Origin of the sequence: Devosia sp. FKR38 (genome assembly GCF_005222805.1) — a bacterium.
Lineage (GTDB): Bacteria > Pseudomonadota > Alphaproteobacteria > Rhizobiales > Devosiaceae > Devosia.
In genome coordinates, this window is the sequence record NZ_STGC01000005.1 from 2,373,718 (window position 1) to 2,397,068 (window position 23,351).

The following is a 23,351-nucleotide window of genomic DNA, read 5'->3' on the forward strand; positions in this document are numbered from 1 at the left end:
CGGAGCAATCCAATGAGCACAATTCTCATTATCATTCTGATCCTGCTGCTGATCGGCGCACTGCCGAGCTGGGGCTATTCGCGCAGCTTTGGCTACTTTCCGTCCGGCATCGTCGGCGTCATCCTGGTCGTCGTCCTGGTTCTGGCGCTCACCGGTCGCCTCTGACCCTCCGCGCCGCTACGCGGCAGACACCCCGCAAGCACCCATGTCGTTGATGTCGCACTGAAAAACGGTGGCGCCGGAGCCGGCCAGGGTGCAAACTGCACCCTGTGCCCATGACGACAATCTCTTGACGAAAACCCCTCGGCCCCATGGACCGCAGGCAACAACATCCAACAGGAGCCTCAAATGGCAACCACTTCCGACCTCGCCCCGAGCCGCCGCAAGGCCGCCGCCAGCCGTGCCTCCGCCAAGGCGCGTGAAGAACAGCTGGAAGACCAGATCAGCCAGCTGCAGAATGATCTCAAGTCCATCGCCGCGACGCTCTCCAAGCTCACCGGCGAGAAGGTCACCGAGGCCCGTGACGTCGCCAAGACCGAATTGCGCCACATCCAGCGCCAGAGCCAGCATGTTATCGATGATGTGCAGGATCAGGCCAGCGTTGTGGAAAAGCAGATCAAGGACACTATCCGGGAAAAGCCGTTGACCGCCGTGGCAGCGGCGGTCGGCATCGGCTTCATCCTGGCCCTGCTGTCGCGGTAACAGGTCCCATGTATCTGTTGACCGCGCTGGCAGGCCTGCTCGGCTTCGAGCTTGAGACCATCTCCGAGCAGGTCAAGCGCAAGATCATCGCCGGCGTGGTGATGGCCCTGCTGGGCCTGATCGGGGCAATCTTCCTGATCATTGCTGGTTATATCGCCCTGTCCGAACAGCTGGGGCCGCTGATTGCAGCGCTGATCCTGGGCGGCAGCTTCCTGCTGCTGACCCTGGCGGTCTATCTCGGCACCCGCATCGGCGAGGCCAAGCGTCAGCGCGAAGCCGTCGAGCGGCGCCGGTCCAGCCAGACCGGAGCCTTCCTCACCACGGCCGCCATCACCGCGCTGCCCGTCTTGCTCAAGTCGCCCTGGTTCCGCACGCTGGGCATACCAGCCGCGGCCATTGCCGCGCTGCTGGTGGCCAGCAACAGCGGCGAGAAAGACGACGAGTAAACTCATCGGGGCCGCCAAGGAGCGGCCCCGGTCCTTATCCTACGGCGCCTCCGGCCCCGGCAGCACGCTGTCGATCCGCCCGCTCGCCGCATAGGCAGCCAGCCCGATCCATTCCTTGATGGCCACGCCCGTGGTGACAAAGTTGAGCACCGGATTGACGATGTCAAAGCCGATCCCCTCCTCTCCCGTATTGCGATAATCGGTCGGCCAAGCAATGACATTGAGCCCTGCCTTGCGGAACAACCCCATGGACCGCGGCATGTGGAATGCCGAGGTCACCAGCAGCACTGTCCCGTCCACCGATCCCAGCATGTCCCGCGTCAGCTCGGCATTCTCGTCGGTATTGCGCGACTGGTCTTCCAGAAGCAGCCGGTCACGCCCCAGGCCCATGTCGACAAACAGCCGTGCCGCAATCTCCGCCTCGGGCAAGACCTCGCCCTCTAGCGCCCCAGAGCCGCCACTGATCAGCACTTTGGCCTGGGGATAAAGTCGCGCCAATCGCAGCGTCTCCATCAGCCGGTCGCCGGCATCATTGAGTTCGGTGATCCCGCGCACCGCGCTCACCCGGCCCACTGTGGCGCCGCCCAGCATGATGATGGTCGAGACATCGCCCGGCATTTCCGCCGGGCGCGCAAAGCGCTCTTCCAGCGGATTGATCAAAAGGAACCCAAGCGTCGTAAAGCTGCTGGCGCCCAGCAGTACCAACCCCAGCCCGCCTATCGCCAGCCCGGCACACACCCGCCGCCACGCGACCAGCACGGCGCCAGCCAGCCCGAGCAGAAAGATCAGGCTCAGCGGCTGCACCAGCAGCCAGAAGATTTTCGACAGCACGAAGAACATATCCAGACATCCCTCTTGGTGGTTCCCGAGCCGATAGCGCGTCCGGCTGCCGCTGACCATGACGAATTGTGCTTGCTATCTCACCGGCTTCTGCTTTTGTTGCAGGCGGTGACGGTTGCCAGCCTCAAAAAAAGGCAACCACCAAACAGGAAGGTGCCTGCCCCGAGCAGGTCTGGGTGAGCATGGCGATCGCGGCGGCCTCAGGTGAACAGCACATGCCAGTCGTCGCCGTGCGCGACCTGCATAAGTCCTTCGGAGCCCTCGAGGTTCTCAAGGGCATATCCTTTTCCGCCCGCGAGGGTGAGGTGGTTTCGCTCATCGGTTCATCGGGTTCGGGCAAGTCGACCCTGCTGCGCTGCATCAATATGCTCGAGGTGCCCGACAGCGGCACGGTCAGCATTGATGGCGAAGAGATTCGCCTGCGTGGTACGACGTCAGGGCGCCAGATCGCCGATGAAAACCAGATTCGCCGCATCCGCTCCGAGCTGGGCATGGTGTTCCAGAGCTTCAACCTGTGGGCCCACATGACCATTCTGGAGAATGTCATGGAGGCGCCCCTGGTGGTGCAGCGCCGCGCCCGGCCCGAGGTCGAGCAGGAAGCGCTGGCCATGCTGGGCAAGGTGGGCATCCGCGAAAAAGCCGACGCCTATCCGGCCCAGCTCTCCGGCGGCCAGCAGCAGCGCGCCGCCATTGCCAGGGCGCTTTGCATCAATCCCCGCGTCATGCTGTTTGATGAGCCCACATCTGCGCTCGATCCCGAGCTGGAAGTGGAAGTGCTGCGCGTCATCAAGGTGCTCGCCGACGAAGGCCGCACCATGGTGCTGGTCACCCATGACATGGAGTTTGCCCGCTCCGTGTCCGATCGCGTCATCTTCCTGCACCAGGGCATGATCGAGGAAGAAGGCTCGCCGGAGGCCGTATTCGGCAACACCCAGTCGCCGCGCCTCCGACAATTCCTCAACGCCGCCAACCACCAATAAGCCGACCCGTCGCTGGCCCGCCGGCGACCCAAGACCGACCAAAGGAGATATCGATGAAAAAATTCCTTCTCACCGCCGTAGCGCTGATGGCGCTGGGCACGGCCACCCAGGCCCAGGAAACGGTGCGGATCGCCACCGAGGGCGCTTATGCCCCCTGGAACTTTCTGGATGACGCCGGCAAGCCGGCCGGCTTCGAGATCGACCTGGCTGCCGCCATCTGCGCCAAGGCCGAGATCACCTGCGAAGTGATCACCAATGACTGGGATTCCATCATCCCCAACCTGCTCGCCGGCAACTACGACGTGATCATGGCCGGCATGTCGATCACCGACGAGCGCCTTGAGACCATCGACTTCACGCAGAACTACTTCCCGCCCGATCCGTCGCGCTTCATCGCCCCGTCTGGCGCGGGCATCGACATTGCCACCCTCGAGGGCAAGCGCGTCGGCGTCCAGGGCGGCACCATTCAGGCCGCCTATGCCGAAGCCAATCTTGCCGGCAAGAACACCGTCGTTTCCTTCGGCACCGCCGATCAGGCCATGGCCGATCTGGGCGCTGGCAATCTCGACACCATCCTCGCCGATGGCGCCTATCTTGAGCCCGTGGTGTCCGCATCGGGCGGTGCCTTTGAGTTCGTCGGCGACGACGTGATGATCGGCAACGGCGTCGGTGCCGGCCTGCGCAAGGACGAAGCCGAACTCAAGACCAAGTTCGACGACGCCCTGACCGCCCTCAAGAAGGACGGCACGCTCGACGGCCTGATCGCCAAGTGGTTCGACGGCCGCGGCCCCTATTTCGCTGAATAGGTCCAACATGTGCGCTCACCCCTTTCCCCTGGCGGGCGAGGGGTGGGCGCGCCAAGCGCGAGACGGATCAGGGGGCTGCCTCCGCATATGCTGATTTCTTACTCATCCAATCCGCTGTATCCGCCCCATCGGGCCGGCATGCTCCGCCTGGGCATGCGGCCAACCTGCGTGCGGGTCACCCCATGATGGACGACATCGCCTTCTGGCTGGGCTACCTCACCAACGGCAAGCACCTCACCTGGTATGCCAGTTTCCAGTTCACTATTTTCGCAGCCCTGGCCGGCGGCGGGCTCGCCGTGGTCTTTGGCCTGATCGGCGCCACGCTCAAGAATTCCCGCTTCTGGCCGCTGCGCCTGATCGGCTCGATCTATTCCTCCATCGTGCGCGGCGTGCCCGATGTGCTGTTCTTCCTGTTCTTCCCGCTTGCCTTCGAGCAGGGCGTTGAATGGCTGATGGCCACCCAGCTCTGCACACCCGAGACACTGGCCGCGCAATCGGCGGCCTGGCCGCCCTGCAAGGACGCCAACTGGTTCCTTGGCACGCCCGAATATCTCATCCTGGCCTCTGTCTCGCTCGGCCTGGTCTATGGCGCCTTTGCCACCAATGTCATTCATGGCGCGCTGCGCTCGGTGCCCAAGGGGCAGCTCGAGGCGGCCCGCGCCTATGGCATGTCGGCCCGCCAGGTGCTCTGGCGCATCCACATCCGCCAGATGTGGATCTATGCCCTGCCCGGGCTCTCCAATGTCTGGATGCTCATCGTCAAGGCCACCTCCCTGCTCTCGCTGCTGCAGATCGCCGACATCGTGCTCTGGGCAGACCGTCTGGGCGCCCCCAATTTTCTGCCCACCGTTGGCCTGGTGCATGAGGACTGGCGCTGGCGCTATTATCTGGTGCTGTTTGTCTTCTACATCCTGGTCACGCTGGTCTCAGAACGCGCCTTTGGTGCCCTGATGCGCCGCGCCGGCCGCGGCATTCTCAGTGAGGCCCGCTGATGGAGCGTTTCCTGGCTGAACTGGCCCTTTTTGCACCTGCGGTGGTGTTCAACGTCTATTTCGCCGCCGCCTCTGTCCCGCTCGGCTTTGTCATGGCCGTGTTCCTCGCGCTGGGCAAAAACTCGGCCAATCCGCTGATTTCGCGCCTCAGCCGCGGCTACATCTATGCCTTCCGCGGCTCGCCGCTCTTCATCCAGTTCTTCATGGTCTATTCCCTGGCGCTGTCGTTCAACGTCAGCCTGTGGAAGCCCATGGGAATATCCTGGTTTGTGCTGCACCCCCTGTTCATCGGCCCCCTGGTCCTGGTGCTCAACACGGCCGCCTACACCGCCGAGATCTTCTATGGCGCCCTGCGCGCCGTACCCCGCGGGGAGATCGAAGCCGCCCGGGCCTATGGCATGAGCCAGCGCCAGCAGTTCCGCCATGTCATCTGGCCCAATCTCATCCGCCTCGCCTGGCCCGCCTATACCAATGAGGTGGTCTTCCTTTTCCATGCCACGGCCATCGTCTATTTCGCCCTGCCGGTCATCGGCCAGCAGAAGGACCTGATGATCACCGCCAAGGAGCTGTTCGAGCGCGACTACAATGCCTTCCTGCATTTCTCGGTGGCCGCGCTCTATTTCCTGGCAGTGTCACTGGTGGTGTTCTTCCTGTTCGGTCTGGTCTATCAGCGCTTGATGCGACACATGCCGGCAGCCCCCGGCATGCGCTTTGCCCCCAAGTGGATCCGGTAGCCAGCATGAAGATCATCGCCGACCTCACCATCGTGCCCATGGGCGTGGGACCATCGGTCTCAAGCTATATCCGCGACATCGCCGACATCATCGCACGCTCCGGCCTCACCCATGTCATGCATGCCAACGGCACCAATATCGAAGGCGAGATGGCTGACGTGACGGCTCTGGTGGAAGCCTGCTGCGCCCATCTCAACCAGCGCGGCGTTGAGCGGGTCTTCTGCACCCTGGTGTTCTCCACCCGCACCGACAAGCCGCAGACCATGGCCGACAAGCTGGCCAGCCTCGCGCCCCGGGATCCGTCATGACTTTCGCCCTGCACCAGACCATTCTGCCCGGCGATACGCCTGGCGCCGCCACCACGCTCTATAGCTACACCATGGGGCCCGAGGACGCTGCGACGCGCGTGCATATCCAGGCGGCGCTCCATGCCGACGAACAGCCCGGCACCATGGCGCTGCACCACCTGCTGCCCAAGCTGCACGCCGCCGATGCCGCCGGCCAGCTGCGGGCACATATCACGGTCTTCCCCTCGGTCAATCCGCTGGGCCTTGCCACCACGAGCCTCCGCCATCACATCGGCCGCTATGACACCCAGACCGGCGTCAACTACAACCGCCGCTGGCCAGACCTCTATCCGCATATCTCCCCGGCGCTGCGCGGCCGGCTCGGCGCCGATGGCCGCGCCAATATCCGGACCATCCGCGCTGCGGTGCTCGCCTGGATCGACAGCCAGACGCCCGTCACCGCGATCCAGCGCCTGCGCCTGCATGTCCTGCGCTCGGCCGCTGCCGCCGACATCGTGCTGGACCTCCACTGCGATGACGATAGCCTCAAGCACATCTTCACCTCGCCCGAACTGATGCCAGGCCTGCAGGATCTCGCTGACTGGATGGGCGTGGCGGCAACGCTCACCGCAGAGGACAGCGGCGGCAGCTCCTTTGATGAAGTGCTGCCCACGCTCTATCGCAAGGCGCGCCAGGCCAATCCCGACCGTCCCATCCCCATCGGCGCGGAAACCGCAACGCTCGAATATCGCGGCCGCGCGGACAGCTTTGACGATCTTGGTGCAGCCGATGCTGCGGGCCTCTTCGGCTTTCTCGCCAGTCGCGGCCTCATCGATGCCGATCCCGGGCCGCGACCTGACCCGGCCCCCGCCCCCACGCCCTTTGAGGCCACCGAAGTTCTGCGCGTCGATACGCCGGGGCTGCTCGCCTATCGCGCCGCCTTGGGTGATCGCGTCAGCGCCGGCCAGCCCATTGCTGATCTCATCGCTATGGATGGCCCCGAGGCCTTCCTTAAGCGCACGCCGATCCTGGCGGGCACCGACGGCTTTGTGCTCTCGCGCGTCATGGCCAAGTATGTCCGCCGCGGCGACAGTATCGCCAAGATCGTTGGCACCACAGTCCTGCCCACCCGGGCTGGCGGCTATCTGCTGGAAGATTAGCTGGCCAAAAGCCCCAGTTTGCGTTCAGCCTCGGCCTTCACTTCGGCGGCGCGTCCCGGCACATTCTTGAGCAGGTAAAGCGGCAGGTCGATACTGTCCAGCGGCCGCGAGAACAGGAAACCTTGCAGCTGGTTGCAGGCGATGCCGGCCAGGAAATCGGCCTGTTCGCGCGTTTCGACGCCCTCGGCGGTGATCTTGAGCTTGAGCGTCTTGCCCAGCGAGGCAATGGCCTTGAGAATGTCGCGCGACACCTCATTGTCACTTGAGGCATGCACGAAGGACCGGTCGATCTTGATCTTGTCGAACGAGAACTTCTGCAGATAGCTCAGGCTCGAATAGCCCGTGCCGAAATCATCCATCGCAATGGTGACGCCCAGCGCCCGGATTTCGGCCAGCTTTTCCACGACCTGGTCCGGATTGTCGATCAGCAGGCCTTCGGTGATCTCGATCTCGAGCCGCTGCGGCGCCAGGCCCGACACGGCCAGCGCCCGCTGCACCACCTGGGAAATGTCCGAGCGGCGGAAGTGCTTGGCCGACAGGTTCACCGCCACCGTCAAATGGTCCGGCCAGGTCACCGCCGCTTTGCAGGCCTCAAAGATCGTCCAGTCGCCGATATCCACGATCAGATTGGAGTGCTCGGCAATCGGAATGAACTCGGCCGGCGCCACCAGGCCCCGGATCGGATGGTTCCAGCGGATCAGCGCCTCAAAGCCCACCGGCTTTTCGTCGTGCGCCGACACCAGCGGCTGGTAATAGAGCACCAGTTCCTGATTGCCGATCGCTTCGCGCAGGTCGCCCTCCAAGAGGCGCCGCTCGCGCGCCTCGGAGTCCATTTCGCTCTCGAACAGGCGATAGATCGAGCGGCCGTCGGCCTTGGCGCGATAGAGCGCCAGATCGGCATTGCGCAGGATCTGGTCGGGCCGCGTCCCATTGAGCGGCGCCATGGCGATGCCAATGCTCACACCGACGCTCACTTGCTCGTCGTCGATAAGATAGGGCTGCTTGATGTCATGGATCAGCCGCTCGGCCAGGGCCACTACATCGGCCTCTTCACAGTCGCTGGGCAGCAGCAGTGCGAACTCGTCGCCGCCCAGCCGCGCAGCCATGTCGGCATCGCGCACCACATTGGCAATGCGCCGCGCCACCTGCACCAGCAGCCGGTCCCCGGTCATATGACCGCGGCTGTCATTGACCGATTTGAAATGGTCAAGATCAAGAAACATCAGCGAGAACGGCGTGCCGTAGCGCTCCAGCCGGGCCACGCAACTGTTCAGATTCTCGCTGAACTTGGTCCGGTTGAGCAGGCCGGTCATGGAGTCATGGTGCGCCAGCATGGTGATACGCCGCTCGGCCAGCTTGCGCTCAGTGATGTCCGATCCCGTGCCGATATAGCCCAGATAGGTGCCGATCTCATCAAAGGCGGGCTTGCCCGTCAGGCTCCACCAGCACTCCACGCCATCGGCCACCACCAGCAGATTGACGTCCTGGAATGTCTCCCGGTTTTCGATGTCGGCTTCCAGATGGGTGAACATCGGATCGCCTGGCGGCGTGATACAGCGCAGGAAATGCACGAAGTCGGCGCCCAGCAGCGCCGCCTCCGGCACGCCCGTCGCCGCCGTCAGACCCGCCGAAACCCGGTTGATTGCACCGTCGGCGTCGGTGCCCCAGATCCAGTCCGAAATGCTCTGCTCGAACTCGCGCAGCAGCAGGCCGATAATCTCGCCCTTTTCCTCCACCAGCGTCTCGGAGGCGCGATGCGCCACAAAAGCCGAGGCATGGTAGAAGCTGATGGTCACCAGGATGAAGATAAACGTCAGCAGCAGCGCGCCCTGCGCCCAAAAGTCAGGGGTATTGTCAAAGGCCGTCACCAGCCCCAGCGCCCCGTCGATCAGGGGAATGACAAAGGCCGCCAGCGCCTGCGGATAGTTCACCAGGGCCATCATCGCCACACAGGCCAGCCCGCCTGCGCCGATTACGGCTGCGCCGCGAATGGTGGCGTTGTCGGCGCTGGGTAACAGGTTCAGCACCAGCGCCCAAGCCATGCCGAGCAGCAGGGCATACAGGATCGTGCGTCGTCCGCTCTTGTGCGGCGCCGAATAGGCCGTGGTCCGCACATGCCGGAATGCCAGATAGACCGAGTGCAACTGCAGCGCCACGATCACGCCGACGGCGCCAGCCAGGGGCCAGAAGCGCGGCGTTCCCCAGCTCAGTGTCAGGAACACGGCGGCCACGGCAATCGATGCCGCCAGCATGGCCGGTGTCATTTCGGCCACCGAACGCAATTGCTGGTGCAGCAGTTTCTGCCGGACAATGGGTGACAGCCCGTCCGCGCCGATGGCACGGTCGACAAAGCGGTTAACCACTGAGAACAGGCCGCTGCCCGGAATGCGAGTCATAATCACTTTATGACCCGGCAGCGCTTAATATTGCGTGTGTTCGTGCCGTGGGACAAACTGTCAGTGTCTGGAAACCACCCGTTAATCGTTACCCAAGTTCTTCTGCTACACGGAAAATAAACTCTAGGGCTTAAGCGGACTTTCAAGGACGTTCTCTAAATTCCGTTTTGAAGGACCGGTAAGGTCCACCTGGAGAGCGTTGATGAGTTCACATTTCGAAACCGTACCGGAAGCCGCACTGACGGGAAGCCTGCGCGACTTCCGTGCGCCCGAAGGTCCAGACCTGATGAGCCGCATTACTGGCTTCTACGAGTGGCAGAACCTGCGCCGCGAGCACCAGCTCTGGCCCTATGCCCGTTCCACCAGCACGGCGCCGACCGCCCATTGCGAGGCGCGCAGCGACATTGGTGAGACCTTCTCCGGCATCAATTTTGGCAGCCAGGACTATCTGAGCCTGTCCTCCCATCCCGCGCTGAAAGAAGCCGCAATCAAGGCCATCGACGAATACGGCGTGCACAGCGCCGGTTCGGCCGCACTGCTGGGCAATACCGCCAATTCGCTGCTGCTCGAACAGGGCCTGTCCGAATTCCTCGGCGGCCGTGAAGTGGTGCTCTATCCCACCGGCTGGGCTGCCGGCTACGGTTCGGTGCAGGGCTTCGTGCGCGCAAATGATCATGTGGTGATGGATATCCTGGCCCATTCCTGCCTGCAGGAAGGCGCCAAGGCCGCCACGCAGAACATCCACTACCATGGCCATCTCAATCTCGATGCCCTGGCCCGCAAGCTTGAGCGCATCCGCGCCAACGATCCCGACAATGGCATCATGGTGGTCACCGAGAGCCTGTTCTCGATGCACTCCGATACGCCCGACATCGGCGCCATGCGCGCCCTGTGCGACCAGTTCGGCGCCACCCTGCTGGTCGATTGCGCCCATGATCTGGGCTCGATCGGCGATGATGGCCTGGGCCATTTGGGCCTGCAGAACATGATGGACGCCGCCGATATCATCATCGGCAGCTTCTCCAAGACCTTTGGCTCCAATGGCGGCTTCATTGCCGTCAAGACCAAGGCTGCCGCGGAATATCTCAAGTATTACAGCGCCACCCACACCTTCTCCAACGCCCTCTCGCCGGTGCAGGCAGCCTCTGTTCTGGCCGCGCTCAATATCGTGCGTTCCGAGGAAGGCCGCACGCTGCGCCGCAAGCTGATGGACAATATCCTCTATCTGCGCGCCCAGATGACCAAGGCAGGCCTGGAAACCCTGGGCGATCCCTCGCCCATCGTTCCGGTACGCCTGGGCCTGGAAGGCGTCGGCCGCTTCGCCTCGCGCAATCTGATGGCCCTGGGCGGCATTGCCAATCTGGTCGAATACCCCGCCGTGCCCCAGGGTGGCGCCCGCTTCCGCTTCCAGGTGATGGCCTCCCACACCCGTGCCGATATCGACGAGGTCGTCCGCGTCCTGGCCCAGGCCATGCACAGCGCCGACCTCGAATACCGCCTGGGCCATGAAGGTCAGCCTGACGCTGGCACCAACGCCACTGCGGCCGCCTGATCGGAACTCGCCATGGGTCGCGCCCTCAAACTTCTTGCCGTCGACGATGATGCGCCATCGGCTGAACTGATTGTGCGGGTTGCCGAACGCTGCGGCTACGAGGGCTTTGCCACCTCCGATCCGCGTGGCTTCATCAATCTGGTGGCGGCCCTGCAGCCCGACGTCATCACCGTGGACATCACCATGCCCCACATCGATGCTATCGAGCTGTTCGGCATGCTGGCCCAGCAGCAGTTCGACGGCGAGATCGTCATCATCAGCGGCCGCGATGAGCAGACCTTGCTCATCGCCCAGCGCGCCGCCGAGGCCCTGGGCCTGCGCCAACCATCGGTGCAGCAGAAACCGGTCGATTTTGCCTTCCTGCGCAAGACGCTGAACGCCAATCGCCTCGCCCGCGCCCACTAGCAACACGACCAGATGACAACACAAAAGCCCCCGCCATGCCGGCGGGGGCTTTTGTCTGTTCGGCCCGGGGCAAATGCCCTAGAGCTGCACCATCGCGGCAGCCGGGGTCTTGGGGCCGAGCACAGCCTGCATCTTGCCCAGCAAGCGCGGCAGATCCACCGGCTTGGTGTCAAAGTCGATACAGCCGGCTGCCATTGCATTGGCCCGATCCGATTCAAAGGCACTGGCCGTCAGCGCGATAATCGGCAACGCCGCAGTCTCGGGGTCGGCGTGAATGCGCCGCGTCGCCTCGCAGCCATCCATCTCGCCCAGTCCGATATCCATCAGGATCACGTCTGGCATTAGCGCCTTGGCCGCGGCGATCCCCTTGGGGCCATCCTCGGCAAAGCGGATGGAGAAGCCGCGTCGCTCCAGCCGCCGCCCGAGCACATCGCGGTTGATCGGGTTGTCTTCAACAATCAGCACCAGAGCCATAGTTCTTTCCGTTCTTTCGTCAGACAGCCTTGGCCCGGCCACGCGTTGCCCTGACGGCAGCAAGCGCAGCTTTGACCTTGGAGGCGTCGAGAGGCTTCATCACCACCCCGTCCGCGCCAGCCGCCAGGGCCTTGCTGCGTTCGGTCAGGATCGAGATCATGAACACCGGAATTCCGGCCGTAATCGGGTCCGCCTTGAGGGCTGCCAACACGTCCCAGCCGTCAAAGCCCGGCATCAGAATATCCAGAAAGATCGCTGCCGGTTTGACGGTTCGCGCGATCTGCAGCGCCGACTGCGGCGCATCGGTGCAGATGGGGGTGTAGTTTTCCTTGCTGAACAGCCGCTCGGCCAGTTCGAGGAAGTTGCGGTCGTCGTCCACCACCAGCAGGCGCTCTTGCTTGTCATGGCCCGGCACATGCCCGCTCATGCCGGCGTAACCCGCCTTGCGCTGGCTCGCATCGGCCTCGCTCTCTTCGAGCATGGCATCGTCTTCATGGGCGCGGCGGCGCACCACATTGAGCAAGATCGGCTCGGCCTTGGCGGGTTCGGGCTGCACCGGCAGTCGGATGATAAATCGGCTGCCCTTGCCCAGGTCGCTGTCCACGCTGATATCGCCGCCCATCAGGCGGCACAGGTTCTGGCTCAGCGACAGGCCAAGCCCGGTGCCACCATAGACCGCAGCGATCTTGGAGCTGGCCTGGGTGAAGTTGGAGAACAGCGCGCGCTGCTGTTCCTTGGAAATGCCAATGCCGGTGTCCTTGACCGATACTTCGATCCATTGGCCGTCCCGTCGCGCGCTCAGCGTGATGGTGCCGTTCTGGGTGAACTTGGTGGCATTCGACAGCAGGTTGAAAATGGTCTGGCGCAGCTTGGTGGCATCGAGCCGCACCACGCCGATATCGGCATCGCGATTCACCACCAGGCTATTGGTGTTCTTGGCTGCCAATGGCCGCGCCGTGGCCTCCACCTCGTCGAGCAGCTTGTCCATGTCGACGCTCTCAACATGCAGCGTCATCTTGCCGGCCTCGATCTTGGAGATATCGAGAATGTCATTGACCATGGCCAGCAGGTGCTTGCCTGCCGCACTGATCTTCTGCAGATCCGCAATCTGCTCGCCACGCCCGTCGAGCTCGGCGTCTTCGAGCAGGATTTCCGAATAGCCCAGCACCGCATTGAGCGGCGTGCGCAGCTCATGGCTCATCTTGGCCAGGAATTCCGACTTGGCGCCATTGGCGCGCTCGGCCTCGTCCTTGGCGCTGGTCAGCGCCTTGAGGGTGAACTGGTGCCGGTCGATTTCCTTGATCAGCTCAGATTGGCTGTCCACCACATTGGAGTAATAGGCAGCCATCATGAACACGTAGATATTGGCGCCCAGGGCCGACAGCAGCCCGGCCACCACCATGTCGCTGACCGGAATGTTCTCGGGGAATTCGCCAAACAGATACAGGCCATACAGGGCTGCCAGACCGCCGGTGATCAGGCTGATCACGAATACGCGCGCCGTCCAGGTCGAGCCCAGATACATAAAGGCCAGCAGCGGCACCAGCACCAGCCAGACCAGGAACGGTGAACTGGCACCGCCATAGTTATAGGTGCCCCACATCACGCAGAACGTCAGGTTCACCACCGAGGCCATGGCCAGCGGCGTATAGGCACGCGGGAAGAGCTTCACCAGCGCCAGGAACGGCCAGAAGCCATAGATCGAGGCCGCCAGGATCAGCACATGCGGCCAGGGCTGCGGATCGGCGAACCACAGGAACAACGGGATGGGCGAGGCGATAATGGGCCCGAAGATATGGCTGATGATGAACATCTGCACGCGCTTGCGCGTGTGCAGGTCAGCAGCCATGTGGGCCGGAATGAACCAGTTCACGACCGTCTGGAAGCTCGATTGAATATCCACGACAATGCCTCGCACGATCTGATCATGCGAGAGTGAACGCAACCCTTTGAAAAGAGGTAAACTTGGCTCCCCAAGCCCTATCTATCGGCTCTTTTGCGGCCTAGAGCCCCAGTCTGGGATGCTCGAACGCCGCCATCACGCCGCGGAGTTCCGCCAGGCCCTTCATGCGACCGATGGTGGGATAGCCCGGCTGCGAGCGCCGCCCCAGGTCATCAAGAATATCCTGGCCATGGTCGGGGCGCATGGGAATGGAGTGGTCGGAGCGACCGGCCGCCTTGCGTCGGTTCTCTTCCCGCACAATGGCGGCGATCAGCGCCACCATGTCGGTATCCCCGCCCAGGTGCTCGGCCTCGTAGAACGAGCCCACGATATCGTCATTGTCGCGCTTGACGTTGCGCAGATGCAGGAAATGCACCTTGTCGCCCAGGCGCTCCATCATGCCCGGCAGGTCATTGTCCGGCCGCGCACCCAGTGAGCCCGAGCACAGCGTCATGCCATTGGCCGGGCTGTCGACGGCCTCGAGGATATAGCGGTAGTCGTCCTCGGTCGACATCACGCGCGGCAGACCCAGCAGCGCAAACGGCGGATCATCAGGATGGCAGCACAGCCGCAGCCCCAGATCCTCGGCCACCGGCACCACCTCGTCGAGGAAGTCCACGAAATTGGCGCGCAGCCGCTCGCGGCTGATCCCGTCATACTCGGCCAGATGGCCGCGCACATCGTCCAGCGTCATCGATTCCGTCGACCCCGGCAGGCCCATGGTCACGTTGCGTGCCAGCGCCTTGCGGCCCGGCTCGTCCATATTGCCAAAGCGGCGGGCCGCCTCGTCGGCAATGGCATTGGTATAGTCCGCAGCCGCGCCAGGCCGCTCCAGGATATGGATGTCGAAGGCGGCAAAGTCATTGATGTCAAAGCGCATGCAGGAGCCGCCATTGGGCACTTCCCAGCGCAGATCGGTGCGGGTCCAGTCCAGAACCGGCATGAAATTGTAGCAGATCACCTCGACGCCGCTCTCGGCGAGGTTCCGCATCGACACCTTGTAATTGGCGATATGCTCGCGCCAGGCGTTCTTCTGCTTTTTCATGTCCTCGGTCACGGGCAGGCTTTCCACCACGTCCCAGGTCAGGCCCGACGGCGTGCCATCCTTGCGCGTGCCGATTTCGGCATGGCGCTTGGCGATTTCCTCGGGCGTCCAGACCACCCCATTGGGCACGTGATGCAGCGCGCTCACCACCCCGGCGGCGCCCACCTGGGTGATGTCGTCAATGCTGCACAGGTCTTTGGGTCCGAACCAACGCCAGGTCTGTCGCACGTCAACACTCCGATTCTTGTATGGTAGTGCCATGCCACACTGTCGGCTGGCGGAAAAGCCCCATTCTGCGCCTATGCCAGGGCTCAGCGCAGGTCCTTGTCATAGACAAAGCGCGGCATCTCCCATTTGAGCAGGATCGCCGCGACGCGCAGGCTGAACCCCACCGCCGCAGCGCCGGCGATCACCACATCATGCGGCCAGTTCAAGCTGAGACCGATGAAATAAAGCGTGCCGGTCACCGCAGCCACCGTCGCATAGAGCTCGCCGCTGAACACCAGGGGCACGTCATTGCACAACACGTCGCGCAGGATGCCGCCGACAATGCCGGTGATCATCCCGGCCACGATCACAATCACCGGATGTTGGCCCATTTCCAGCGCCACATTGCAGCCGATGATGGAAAACACCACCAGCCCCAGCGCGTCGAGCAGCAGGAACGGCCAGCGCAGCCTATGCACCACCCGGGCGATGGCAATGGTGAAGATGGCCGCGCCGCAGGCCAGCACCAGCAGCCACGGATTGGCCACCCAGCTGAGTGGATAATGCCCCAGGATAATATCGCGTGCCGATCCCCCGCCCAGCGCTGTCACGCAGGCCAGAACGCACACGCCGAACCAGTCCATGCGCCGCCGCCCGGCCGCCAGCGCCGCCGTCATGGCTTCCACCGTCACGGCGATATAAAAGATCACGGTCAGCATGCTCGTCCTTGTCGTCAAATCCGGGTTGCCGGGCTGAAGCTACAGTGCAAATTGTCCCTGTACAGCCCCGGATACGCCATGCGCCAGCCCCGATCCGTCAAGGCCCTGGAAACACTGGGCCGCGTCCGTCTTTCGGACAGTTTCTTCATGCGCGATTTTCTCTTCTCGGAAATCGCCGCCATCGCCGGCCTGCCCAATATCCCCGAAGACCCCGACCTCGCCATCGCCGCCGGTTCGGCACTCTGCCAAAACCTGCTCGAGCCGCTGCAGGCCCGCTTCGGGCGCCTGGCCATCCGCTCGTCTTATCGCTCGCCCGCGGTCAACGCGTTCGGCAATGCCAATGGCTTCAATTGCGCCAGCAATGCCGCCAATTACGCCGGCCACATCTGGGACCATCGCGATGCCGAGGGGCGCATGGGCGCTACCGCCTGCATCGTCGTGCCCCGCTTCGTTCCCCACTATGAGCGCAGCGGCGATTGGGAGGCCATGGCCTGGTGGGTACATGACCACCTGCCCTACCACGACATGCAGTTCTTTCCCCGCTATGCCGCCTTCAACCTGACCTGGCGGCAGGAGCCGGTCCGCAGCATCTACAGCTATATCCCGCCGCGCCGGGGCATATTGACCCGGCCCGGCATGCCCAACTGGTCCGGACGACATGACGCAGCTTACGCTGTCATGCTGACAGAATGCGGGGCGTAGACCGGAAGGATTTCGGGTCAGGCCGAGGCGAAAATGGTGGGCATCGAGAACCGGACCGGAGCGTACATCAGTACGTGAGGACCGGAAGCGGAGATGGCAACCATTTGCAGACCGGCCTCACCTGAAAGACAACGGTCTACACGAAATCGGCCCGCATGGGCGTGAACACATCCACCAGCCGCCCGGCTTCCAGAGCCACTACGCCATGCACCACCCCGCCCGGCACGATGAAGCTGCCGCCGGTGCCCACAATCTCGGTCTTGCCGCCGATGGTCACCTCAAAGCGCCCTTCGGCCACATAGCTCACCTGGATATGGGGATGGCTATGCAGCGCGCCGACCCCGCCCTTGTCGAAGCCGAACTCCACCTGCATCAGCTCGGGCGTGTGGATCAGCACGCGGCGCCGATTGCCCGGCGCCACCTCCACCCATGCCGATGCCTCTGCCTGCGCAAAGAAAACCTGTTCGCTCATCTGTTCACCTCGCCAGCCAGCCGCCATCCACCGGGATGGTGGCGCCATGCATGTAATTGGCGGCACGCGACAGCAGGAACACCGCCGCATCGCCGATGTCGGACGGCACGCCCCAGCGCCCGGCCGGAATGCGTCCCAGGATGGACGCCGACCGGTCGGGGTCCGCCCGCAGCGCCTCGGTATTGTTGGTCTCGATATAGCCCGGCGCGATGGCGTTCACATTGATGCCCCGCGCGGCCCATTCATTGGCCAGCAGCCGCGTAATCCCCAGAACCCCGCTCTTGGAGGCGGTGTAGCTGGCCACCCGAATGCCACCCTGATAGCTGAGCATCGAGGCGACATTGACGATGCGCCCTTGCCGGCCGTCGGCAATCACCTGCCGCCCAAACGCCTGGCACAGGAAGAACATCGTCTTGAGATTGACGTCCATCACTGCGTCCCAGTCCGCCTCGGTGAAATCGAGCGCATCGGCCCGCCTGATGATGCCGGCATTGTTGACCAGCCCGTCGATCGGGCCATGCGCCGCCCAGCAGGCATCGAGCATCGCCTGTGCCGCCGCACTCGATCCGAGGTCCGTGGCAATGGCGATGAAATCGGCCCCGGCCGCCTGCAGCAGCGCCGCCGTCTCGTCCATGCTTGAGCGGCCGACCCCGATCACCCGGCCGCCCGCCTGGCCAATGCTCAGCGCAATACCCTGGCCGATGCCGGTATTGGCGCCGGTCACCATGATGGTCTGCCCAGCAAGACTGAATGCCGAGAGATCCATCAGCGCAGCATGTCCATGCCGACCTTGTCGACGTCGGTATAGTCAACATTGTCGCCCGCCATCGCCCAGATGAACGTATAGGCGCCCGTGCCCACGCCCGAATGGATCGACCAGGGCGGGGAGATCACTGCCTCCTCATTGCGCACGATCAGGTGCCGGGTTTCCTCGGGTTCCCCCATCAGGTGCACCACCACCGCATTAGGGTCGAGGTCGAAATAGAGATAGGCCTCCATGCGCCGGTCATGGATATGGGCGGGCATGGTGTTCCACACCGAGCCCGGCGCAAAGCTGGTCAGCCCCACCACCAGCTGGCAGGTCGTGACGCTGTCCGCGTTCACATATTGGAAGATGCTGCGCTCATTGGCGGCTTCCCGGCTCCCCAGGTCGAGCCGCTTGGCATCGCCCTGGCGGATCAGCCGTGTGGGATGGCTGGCATGAGCCGGCGCGCTCAGCAGATAGAACTTGGCTGGCGCCGCGCCATCGACCGAGCCAAAGCGCACATCCGTGTTGCCCATGCCGATATAGAGCATGTCGCGCGGCCCCACCGCATGCGCCGTGCCATCGACGACGATAGTGCCCGCGCCACCCACATTGGCGGCAATCAGCTCGCGCCGCGCAAGGAAGCTGGCTGTGCCCGTCGGCTTGATGGCCTCCAGCGCCAGCGGCCCCGCCACCGGCATCGCACCACCCACCACCATGCGATCGTAATGCGTATAGGTCCAGTTGACGGCGCCGGGCGTGAACAGCGTCTCGATCAGGAAATGCTCGCGCAGCTCCTCGGTATTCATCGTCGCCGCGCTCACCGGATCAATGGCGAAACGAATGTCGAAGTCGGTGCTCATTGGCATGGTCCTGCTATTGTCTATTGTTCACGGAGGCGCTGGCGGTAGCGGTCCTGGCTGCGCCCGAGGTGCTGGCGCATGGCCTCGCGCGCCGCGCTCGCATCCTGGGCCGAAATAGCCTTGAGGATGACCAGGTGCTCCTGCTGCAGCCCCTGCTGGTATTCCAGCGTCAACACGCTGTCGGTGCCCCAGGGCGACGTCACATCACAGGGGATGGTGCGGCTGCCCAGCCCGTCGAGCACTTCGATATAGAACGGATTATTGGTCGCCTCAGCGATGGCGCGATGGAAGGCAAAATCGGTCTTGCCTGTCGGCGTGCCGGCCTTGATCTGCCGCTCGAACGCGTTCCAGGCCTCCTGGATTGCCGCATCCTGGCTCGAGCTGCGCCGGACAGCGGCAAGCCCGGCCGATTCGATCTCGATCCCCATGCGCACTTCGAGCACATTGAGCGCCACCGAGATCTTGTTCGAGCTCTCCGCGCCAATGGCCGTAAAGGCACTGGCCGCATTGGCCATCACAAAGACCCCGGCACCCTGCCGCGCCTGCACCAATCCATCGGCGGCAAGCGCGGCCATGGCCTCGCGCACCACCGTCCGGCTCACGCCGAAGATGCTGGTCATCTGGCTTTCCGTCGGCAGTTTGCTGCCCGCGGCGTAGTCTCCGGCACTGATCCTCTTGCGCAGCGTGTCGATCACCAGATCGGCCAGCTTGGGCTTGCGCAGCGGTCCGGACAGAAGGTCACTCACAGTCATTGGCCTGCCCGGTTCGCGCCCCGACCGCACGACATGTCCGGCCCCTAGCCAATGGCTACGGCTCAGCCAGACAAGTCAACATATAATAGGCGCTCACTTGTATGATGACTTGATCATCTGCTCGGTCGACCACGGCACGACACCGGTCCGACGCCACCGTCCCACTCACCTCCCAAAACAAAAAGGCCCCGGCAGATGCCGGGGCCTGATCGGTCGCGCTGTTGCTGCGCCTAGATGTGGATGGCCCCATCGCCCAGCGACAGCGCCGCTTCGCGCACCGCTTCGGACAACGTCGGATGCGCATGTGTGGAGCGCGCCAGGTCTTCGGCAGCGCCGGAGAATTCCATCAGCACCACCAGCTCGTGGATCATCTCGCCGGCGTTCTTGCCGATGATATGGGCGCCCAGCACGCGGTCGGTCTCGACATCGGCCAGGATCTTGACGAACCCCTGCGTGGCCAGCATCGCCTTGGCGCGGCCATTGGCGGTGAAGGGGAACTTGCCGATCTTGTAGTTGATGCCCTCGGCCTTGAGTTCGTCCTCGGTCTTGCCCACCGAAGCGATCTCGGGATTGGTATAGACCACCGCCGGAATGGCGGCATAGTTCACATGGCCGGCCTGGCCACCCAGGATTTCGGCGACGGCAATGCCTTCGTCCTCGGCCTTGTGCGCCAGCATCGGGCCGGCAATCACGTCACCAATGGCATAGATGCCATCGATCGAAGTCTTGTAATGCGCGTCGACGCGCACGCGGCCGCGCTCGTCCAGTGCCACGCCCACGATGTCCAGGCCCAGCCCTTCGGTGAACGGCTTGCGGCCGATGGCCACCAGCGCCACGTCGGCGTCGAGGATTTCCATGTCGCCGCCCTTGGCCGGCTCAACCCGCACCTTGAGCGAACCATCGTCCTGCTTGTCGATGCCGGCAACCTTGCTGGAAAGCTTGAACTCCATGCCCTGCTTCTGCAGCATGCGCTGGAACTGGCGCGCCACTTCGCTGTCCATGCCGGGCAGGATGCGGTCGAGATATTCCACCACGGTCACCTGTGCACCCAGCCGTGCCCAGACCGAGCCCAGCTCCAGCCCGATCACGCCCGCGCCGATCACCAGCAGCTTGCCCGGCACCTTGCTCAGGTTGAGCGCGCCGGTCGAGCTGACAACGGTCTTTTCATCGATCTCGATGCCCGGCAGGCCGGCCGACACCGAACCGCTGGCGATCACGATATTCTTGGTCTCGATCTCGCTGGCGCTGCCGTTCTGCGGCGTCACATGCACCTTGCCCGGCGCGGCAATGGTGCCGATGCCGCGGAACACGGTGATCTTGTTCTTCTTGAACAAATAGTCCACGCCGCCGACATTGGCCGCCACGGTCTCGGACTTGTGGTTCATCATCTGCGGCAGGTTCAGCACCGGCGCCGGAATGTCGATGCCCAGCGCCTTGAAGCCATGCCCGGCCTCCTCGAACATTTCCGAGGCATGCAGCAGCGCCTTGGAGGGAATGCAGCCGATGTTCAGGCATGTACCGCCCAGCGTCGGCCACTTCTCCACCACCGCGACCTTCATGCCCAATTGCGCCGCACGAATTGCTGCAACATAGCCGCCCGGACCCGAGCCGATGATGGTGAGGTCGAAAACGTCTGCCATAGGAAGCCCCAAAACTGTCTAGTGCTGCTGCGCCAGTGCCACACGCACGGCCAGCAGGATGAACGTAATGCCGGTGACACGATTAAACCACCGGCCAAAGCGGAAAAAGCCTTCCCGCACCCAGGCCGTAGTAAAGAAAACCGAGACCAGTGCGAACCAGGCAAAAAGCATGATGCTCATGCACAGCACATAGAGCACCTTCACGTCGCCCCCGGTGTGCGCGGAGACGAGACTCGTGAACAGCGCCAGGAAGAACAGCACGGCCTTGGGGTTCAGCAGATTGGTCAAAAAGCCCAATGCAAACGCGGCCATGTCGCCGCGCCGCGTCACGGCCAGTTCGCTCGCCACCGGCGGCTTGGGCGGCGGGCTGCGCAGCGCCGCAATGGCCAGATAGACCAGATAGGCCGCGCCCGCCCATTTGAGGATATTGAACAGCAGCAGCGACTGCCCCACGATCACGCCAACACCCAGCAGCGTATAGCTGCCGTGCACCAGGATCGAGGTGGCAATGCCCGCCGAAGTGAACAGCGCCGCGCGCCGGTCATGGGCGATCGACTGCCGCAGCACCATGGCAAAGTCAGCGCCGGGAATGACCGCATTAATGCCGAAGGCCAGCATCAGCGTCGCAAATTCCAGCCAGGGAATCGTCATCTGTTCACCGTCGCCTGGACCATGGGCCCGTGTTGATTGCTAGCCTGCATATCGCGTTGCGCCGCGCAGGGCTAGAATGCAACGCCAACAAACATCATCACCAGCCCCGCCGCCGACACCATCCAGATGCCCGACCGCAGGAACGGGATGCCCGAGACATAGGCCGGCAGATAGAACACGCGCATCGCCAGCCAGATCGTGGCGCCCCATTGCGTCAGCCCGCCGCTGCGCCCAGTGAGCTCGGTTGCCACCGCCAGCGCGATGAAGATGCCATAGGTTTCGAGGAAATTGCGCAGCGCCTTGTCGGCCCGGGCATTGAGGATATTGGGCGCCCGCTCATTGTCGCGCGCCGAGCCAGCATAGATCACGCCATGGTCCAGCCGATAAAACGCCGATTGCACCATGATATAGATCGCCGCAACCGCAGTGCTCCAGATCAGCAGGGTCATTTCGATGCTCACGGGGCGCTCCTTGTGCGGCGGGGTCTAGGCGCCCCATCAAGCACTCCGGCTGCCCTTGGGCAAGCCGTCCGGCCTATTGTGCCGCGATCTTCTGTGCCTTGGCCAGCGTCGCCGGCAGGCTCTTGTCGATATCGAGCGCGCCGCTGTTCACCTGCTCGAGAAAGCTGGTGCAGAAACTGGCCTTGTCCTCGGCCTTGTTATAGGCGCTCATGATCTGGCTGCCGCCATAGGTCTCGGCGGCCGCGACCTCGTCATCGCTCACCCCGCCCACCCGCGCGGCCACCCGCATGGCCAGGTCGAGAAAGCCGACATTGCGCAGATACCAGTTCTCATTAGCCGTCTGATAGGCGGCGTCCAGCCCGGTGGTCTCGTAGCAATGCGTCGTCATTACCGACACGATCGCCTTGGCGCCCTGAAAGGCCATCAGCTCGCCCACCAGCTCGGGGTCGGCGGCCTCCTGGGCCTGGGCCGGGACGGCGAGCAGCAGGGCAATGGCGATCAGTTTCTTCAACAGGCAGCTCCAGACACATCCACGCGGACAGCGCCCTCCATAGCGGTGCAAAGTGCTACCATTGTGTTAACGCGTCCCGCCCCCACGCCTTCGTGAACGCGGCTCAGGGCGCTATTCCCCGCCCGCCGGTCACATCGATCACCGTGCCGGTCGAATAGCTCGCCGCGTCCGACAGCAGCCACAGCACCGCCTCGGCGACCTCCTCGGCCGTGCCCGCGCGCGGCATCGGCAAATCGGCGGCCATGCGCGCGGCCCGCTGCGGATCGCCGCCCGAGGCATGAATGTCGGTGTCGATGATCCCGGGCCGCACGCCATTGACGCGAATGCCTTCGCCCGCCACCTCCAGCGCCAGCCCGACGGTAAAGCTGTCGATGGCCCCCTTGGCCGCGGCATAATCCACATAATTGCCCGGCGCACCCAGCTTGGCCGCCGCCGATGTGATGTTGACAATGGCGCCGCCCTGCCCGCCATGCCGGCGCGACATGCGCCGCACGGCCCGCCCCGCGCACAGCACCGTGCCGAACACATTGATGGCGAACATGCGCTGCAGCCGCTTGAGGTCGAAATCCTCGACCCGCGCCGCGACGTCGACCACGCCGGCGTTGTTGACCAGCCCGGCCAGGGTCCCCATGCGGTCAGCTGCGGCGAACATGGCGTCGACATCGGCCTCGACCGACACATCGCCCGCTACCATGTCGGCGCGCCCGCCCTGGGCGGCAATGGATGCGCATACGGCCGCGGCGGCAGTGGCATTGCTGTTGTAGTTGATGAGGACGCCATAGCCGCGCGCCGCAGCCAGACGGGCGATGGCGGCGCCGATACCGCGCGATCCGCCCGTGACGAGAACAATGCCTTTGTCCACCATTG

At 63.7% G+C, this 23,351-nt stretch carries 27 protein-coding genes; 12 read left to right on the forward strand and 15 right to left on the reverse strand.

Going from position 1 to position 23,351, the window contains the following annotated elements; all coding sequences use genetic code 11:
• Window positions 1-12 precede the first annotated feature (12 nt).
• The 3 genes from E8M79_RS16465 (at window position 13) to E8M79_RS16475 (ending at window position 1,148) form a co-directional block, all read left to right on the forward strand.
• Window positions 13-165 (forward strand): DUF3309 family protein, encoded by a 153-nt coding sequence (locus tag E8M79_RS16465; RefSeq protein WP_137152934.1) that lies wholly within the window; start codon window positions 13-15, stop codon window positions 163-165.
• Between the two features lie 183 nt (window positions 166-348).
• Window positions 349-702 carry a DUF883 family protein gene (locus E8M79_RS16470; protein ID WP_137152935.1) on the forward strand — a complete coding sequence of 118 codons (354 nt, stop codon included), beginning with the start codon at window positions 349-351 and terminating at the stop codon, window positions 700-702.
• Window positions 703-710: 8 nt separating this feature from the next.
• Window positions 711-1,148, forward strand: coding sequence for a hypothetical protein (locus tag E8M79_RS16475; protein WP_137152936.1), 438 nt, complete (start codon window positions 711-713; stop codon window positions 1,146-1,148).
• A gap of 39 nt (window positions 1,149-1,187) precedes the next feature.
• Here the strand turns inward: E8M79_RS16475 and E8M79_RS16480 are convergent, their stop codons facing one another.
• Window positions 1,188-1,988, reverse strand: coding sequence for a YdcF family protein (locus tag E8M79_RS16480; protein WP_137152937.1), 801 nt, complete (start codon window positions 1,986-1,988; stop codon window positions 1,188-1,190).
• A gap of 215 nt (window positions 1,989-2,203) precedes the next feature.
• Here E8M79_RS16480 and E8M79_RS16485 point away from each other — a divergent pair, with 215 nt between their 5' ends.
• The 6 genes from E8M79_RS16485 to E8M79_RS16510 all read left to right on the forward strand — a co-directional run bounded on the left by E8M79_RS16485 (window position 2,204) and on the right by E8M79_RS16510 (window position 6,947).
• Entirely contained in the window at window positions 2,204-2,968 is a 765-nt protein-coding gene (locus E8M79_RS16485; protein ID WP_171015903.1) for an amino acid ABC transporter ATP-binding protein, read from the forward strand.
• A gap of 53 nt (window positions 2,969-3,021) precedes the next feature.
• Window positions 3,022-3,774: a transporter substrate-binding domain-containing protein gene (locus tag E8M79_RS16490; RefSeq protein WP_137152938.1), complete on the forward strand. Its 753-nt coding sequence runs from the start codon at window positions 3,022-3,024 to the stop codon at window positions 3,772-3,774.
• A gap of 182 nt (window positions 3,775-3,956) precedes the next feature.
• On the forward strand, window positions 3,957-4,766 hold the full coding sequence (locus tag E8M79_RS16495) for an ABC transporter permease subunit (RefSeq protein WP_137152939.1): 810 nt from the start codon (window positions 3,957-3,959) through the stop codon (window positions 4,764-4,766).
• Window positions 4,766-5,500, forward strand: coding sequence for an ABC transporter permease subunit (locus E8M79_RS16500; protein ID WP_137152940.1), 735 nt, complete (start codon window positions 4,766-4,768; stop codon window positions 5,498-5,500). Before E8M79_RS16495 ends, E8M79_RS16500 begins: the two co-directional genes overlap by 1 nt.
• 5 nt (window positions 5,501-5,505) lie before the next feature.
• Window positions 5,506-5,808: an MTH1187 family thiamine-binding protein gene (locus E8M79_RS16505; protein ID WP_137152941.1), complete on the forward strand. Its 303-nt coding sequence runs from the start codon at window positions 5,506-5,508 to the stop codon at window positions 5,806-5,808.
• A complete protein-coding gene (locus tag E8M79_RS16510) occupies window positions 5,805-6,947 on the forward strand; it encodes a succinylglutamate desuccinylase/aspartoacylase family protein (protein ID WP_137152942.1) in 1,143 nt (380 codons plus the stop codon). Before E8M79_RS16505 ends, E8M79_RS16510 begins: the two co-directional genes overlap by 4 nt.
• Here E8M79_RS16510 and E8M79_RS16515 read toward each other — a convergent pair.
• Window positions 6,944-9,343, reverse strand: coding sequence for a bifunctional diguanylate cyclase/phosphodiesterase (locus tag E8M79_RS16515; RefSeq protein WP_137152943.1), 2,400 nt, complete (start codon window positions 9,341-9,343; stop codon window positions 6,944-6,946). The genes E8M79_RS16510 and E8M79_RS16515 overlap by 4 nt on opposite strands.
• A gap of 202 nt (window positions 9,344-9,545) precedes the next feature.
• On the opposite strand from E8M79_RS16515, the gene E8M79_RS16520 reads away from it, so the two are divergent.
• Together E8M79_RS16520 and E8M79_RS16525 are read left to right on the forward strand one after the other, a co-directional pair.
• On the forward strand, window positions 9,546-10,895 hold the full coding sequence (locus E8M79_RS16520; protein ID WP_137152944.1) for an aminotransferase class I/II-fold pyridoxal phosphate-dependent enzyme: 1,350 nt from the start codon (window positions 9,546-9,548) through the stop codon (window positions 10,893-10,895).
• A gap of 12 nt (window positions 10,896-10,907) precedes the next feature.
• A complete protein-coding gene (locus E8M79_RS16525) occupies window positions 10,908-11,300 on the forward strand; it encodes a response regulator (protein ID WP_137152945.1) in 393 nt (130 codons plus the stop codon).
• 78 nt (window positions 11,301-11,378) lie between these two features.
• On the opposite strand, the gene E8M79_RS16530 is transcribed toward E8M79_RS16525, so the two are convergent.
• The 4 genes from E8M79_RS16530 to E8M79_RS16545 form a co-directional block, all read right to left on the reverse strand.
• Window positions 11,379-11,774, reverse strand: a complete 396-nt coding sequence (locus E8M79_RS16530; RefSeq protein ID WP_137152946.1) for a response regulator — start codon at window positions 11,772-11,774, stop codon at window positions 11,379-11,381.
• Window positions 11,775-11,793: 19 nt separating this feature from the next.
• The gene (locus E8M79_RS16535; RefSeq protein ID WP_137152947.1) at window positions 11,794-13,677 is read right to left on the reverse strand and encodes an ATP-binding protein; all 1,884 of its coding nucleotides are present in this window, start codon (window positions 13,675-13,677) and stop codon (window positions 11,794-11,796) included.
• 100 nt (window positions 13,678-13,777) lie between these two features.
• Entirely contained in the window at window positions 13,778-14,989 is a 1,212-nt protein-coding gene (uxuA, locus tag E8M79_RS16540; protein ID WP_137152948.1) for a mannonate dehydratase, read from the reverse strand.
• Between the two features lie 83 nt (window positions 14,990-15,072).
• Window positions 15,073-15,687 carry a trimeric intracellular cation channel family protein gene (locus E8M79_RS16545; RefSeq protein WP_137152949.1) on the reverse strand — a complete coding sequence of 205 codons (615 nt, stop codon included), beginning with the start codon at window positions 15,685-15,687 and terminating at the stop codon, window positions 15,073-15,075.
• A gap of 78 nt (window positions 15,688-15,765) precedes the next feature.
• Between E8M79_RS16545 and E8M79_RS16550 the strand changes: the two genes are divergently transcribed.
• Window positions 15,766-16,389 carry a hypothetical protein gene (locus E8M79_RS16550; protein WP_137152950.1) on the forward strand — a complete coding sequence of 208 codons (624 nt, stop codon included), beginning with the start codon at window positions 15,766-15,768 and terminating at the stop codon, window positions 16,387-16,389.
• Between the two features lie 136 nt (window positions 16,390-16,525).
• Here E8M79_RS16550 and E8M79_RS16555 read toward each other — a convergent pair whose 3' ends face one another.
• The 9 genes from E8M79_RS16555 to E8M79_RS16595 all read right to left on the reverse strand — a co-directional run bounded on the left by E8M79_RS16555 (window position 16,526) and on the right by E8M79_RS16595 (window position 23,349).
• Window positions 16,526-16,861, reverse strand: a complete 336-nt coding sequence (locus tag E8M79_RS16555; protein ID WP_137152951.1) for a cupin domain-containing protein — start codon at window positions 16,859-16,861, stop codon at window positions 16,526-16,528.
• A gap of 4 nt (window positions 16,862-16,865) precedes the next feature.
• Complete coding sequence (kduD, locus tag E8M79_RS16560; RefSeq protein WP_137152952.1) at window positions 16,866-17,627, reverse strand: 2-dehydro-3-deoxy-D-gluconate 5-dehydrogenase KduD; 762 nt, start codon at window positions 17,625-17,627, stop codon at window positions 16,866-16,868.
• Entirely contained in the window at window positions 17,627-18,475 is an 849-nt protein-coding gene (kduI, locus tag E8M79_RS16565) for a 5-dehydro-4-deoxy-D-glucuronate isomerase (RefSeq protein ID WP_137152953.1), read from the reverse strand. The genes kduD and kduI overlap by 1 nt, the downstream gene beginning before the upstream one ends.
• Window positions 18,476-18,489: 14 nt before the next feature.
• A complete protein-coding gene (locus E8M79_RS16570; protein ID WP_137152954.1) occupies window positions 18,490-19,221 on the reverse strand; it encodes a FadR/GntR family transcriptional regulator in 732 nt (243 codons plus the stop codon).
• Between the two features lie 230 nt (window positions 19,222-19,451).
• Entirely contained in the window at window positions 19,452-20,861 is a 1,410-nt protein-coding gene (gene lpdA, locus E8M79_RS16575; protein WP_137152955.1) for a dihydrolipoyl dehydrogenase, read from the reverse strand.
• 18 nt (window positions 20,862-20,879) lie between these two features.
• Window positions 20,880-21,512 (reverse strand): LysE family translocator, encoded by a 633-nt coding sequence (locus E8M79_RS16580; RefSeq protein ID WP_137152956.1) that lies wholly within the window; start codon window positions 21,510-21,512, stop codon window positions 20,880-20,882.
• 71 nt (window positions 21,513-21,583) lie between these two features.
• Entirely contained in the window at window positions 21,584-21,973 is a 390-nt protein-coding gene (locus tag E8M79_RS16585) for an MAPEG family protein (RefSeq protein ID WP_137152957.1), read from the reverse strand.
• 73 nt (window positions 21,974-22,046) lie between these two features.
• Entirely contained in the window at window positions 22,047-22,484 is a 438-nt protein-coding gene (locus tag E8M79_RS16590) for a hypothetical protein (RefSeq protein ID WP_137152958.1), read from the reverse strand.
• Window positions 22,485-22,587: 103 nt separating this feature from the next.
• Complete coding sequence (locus E8M79_RS16595) at window positions 22,588-23,349, reverse strand: SDR family oxidoreductase (RefSeq protein WP_137152959.1); 762 nt, start codon at window positions 23,347-23,349, stop codon at window positions 22,588-22,590.
• Window positions 23,350-23,351: the final 2 nt, after the last annotated feature.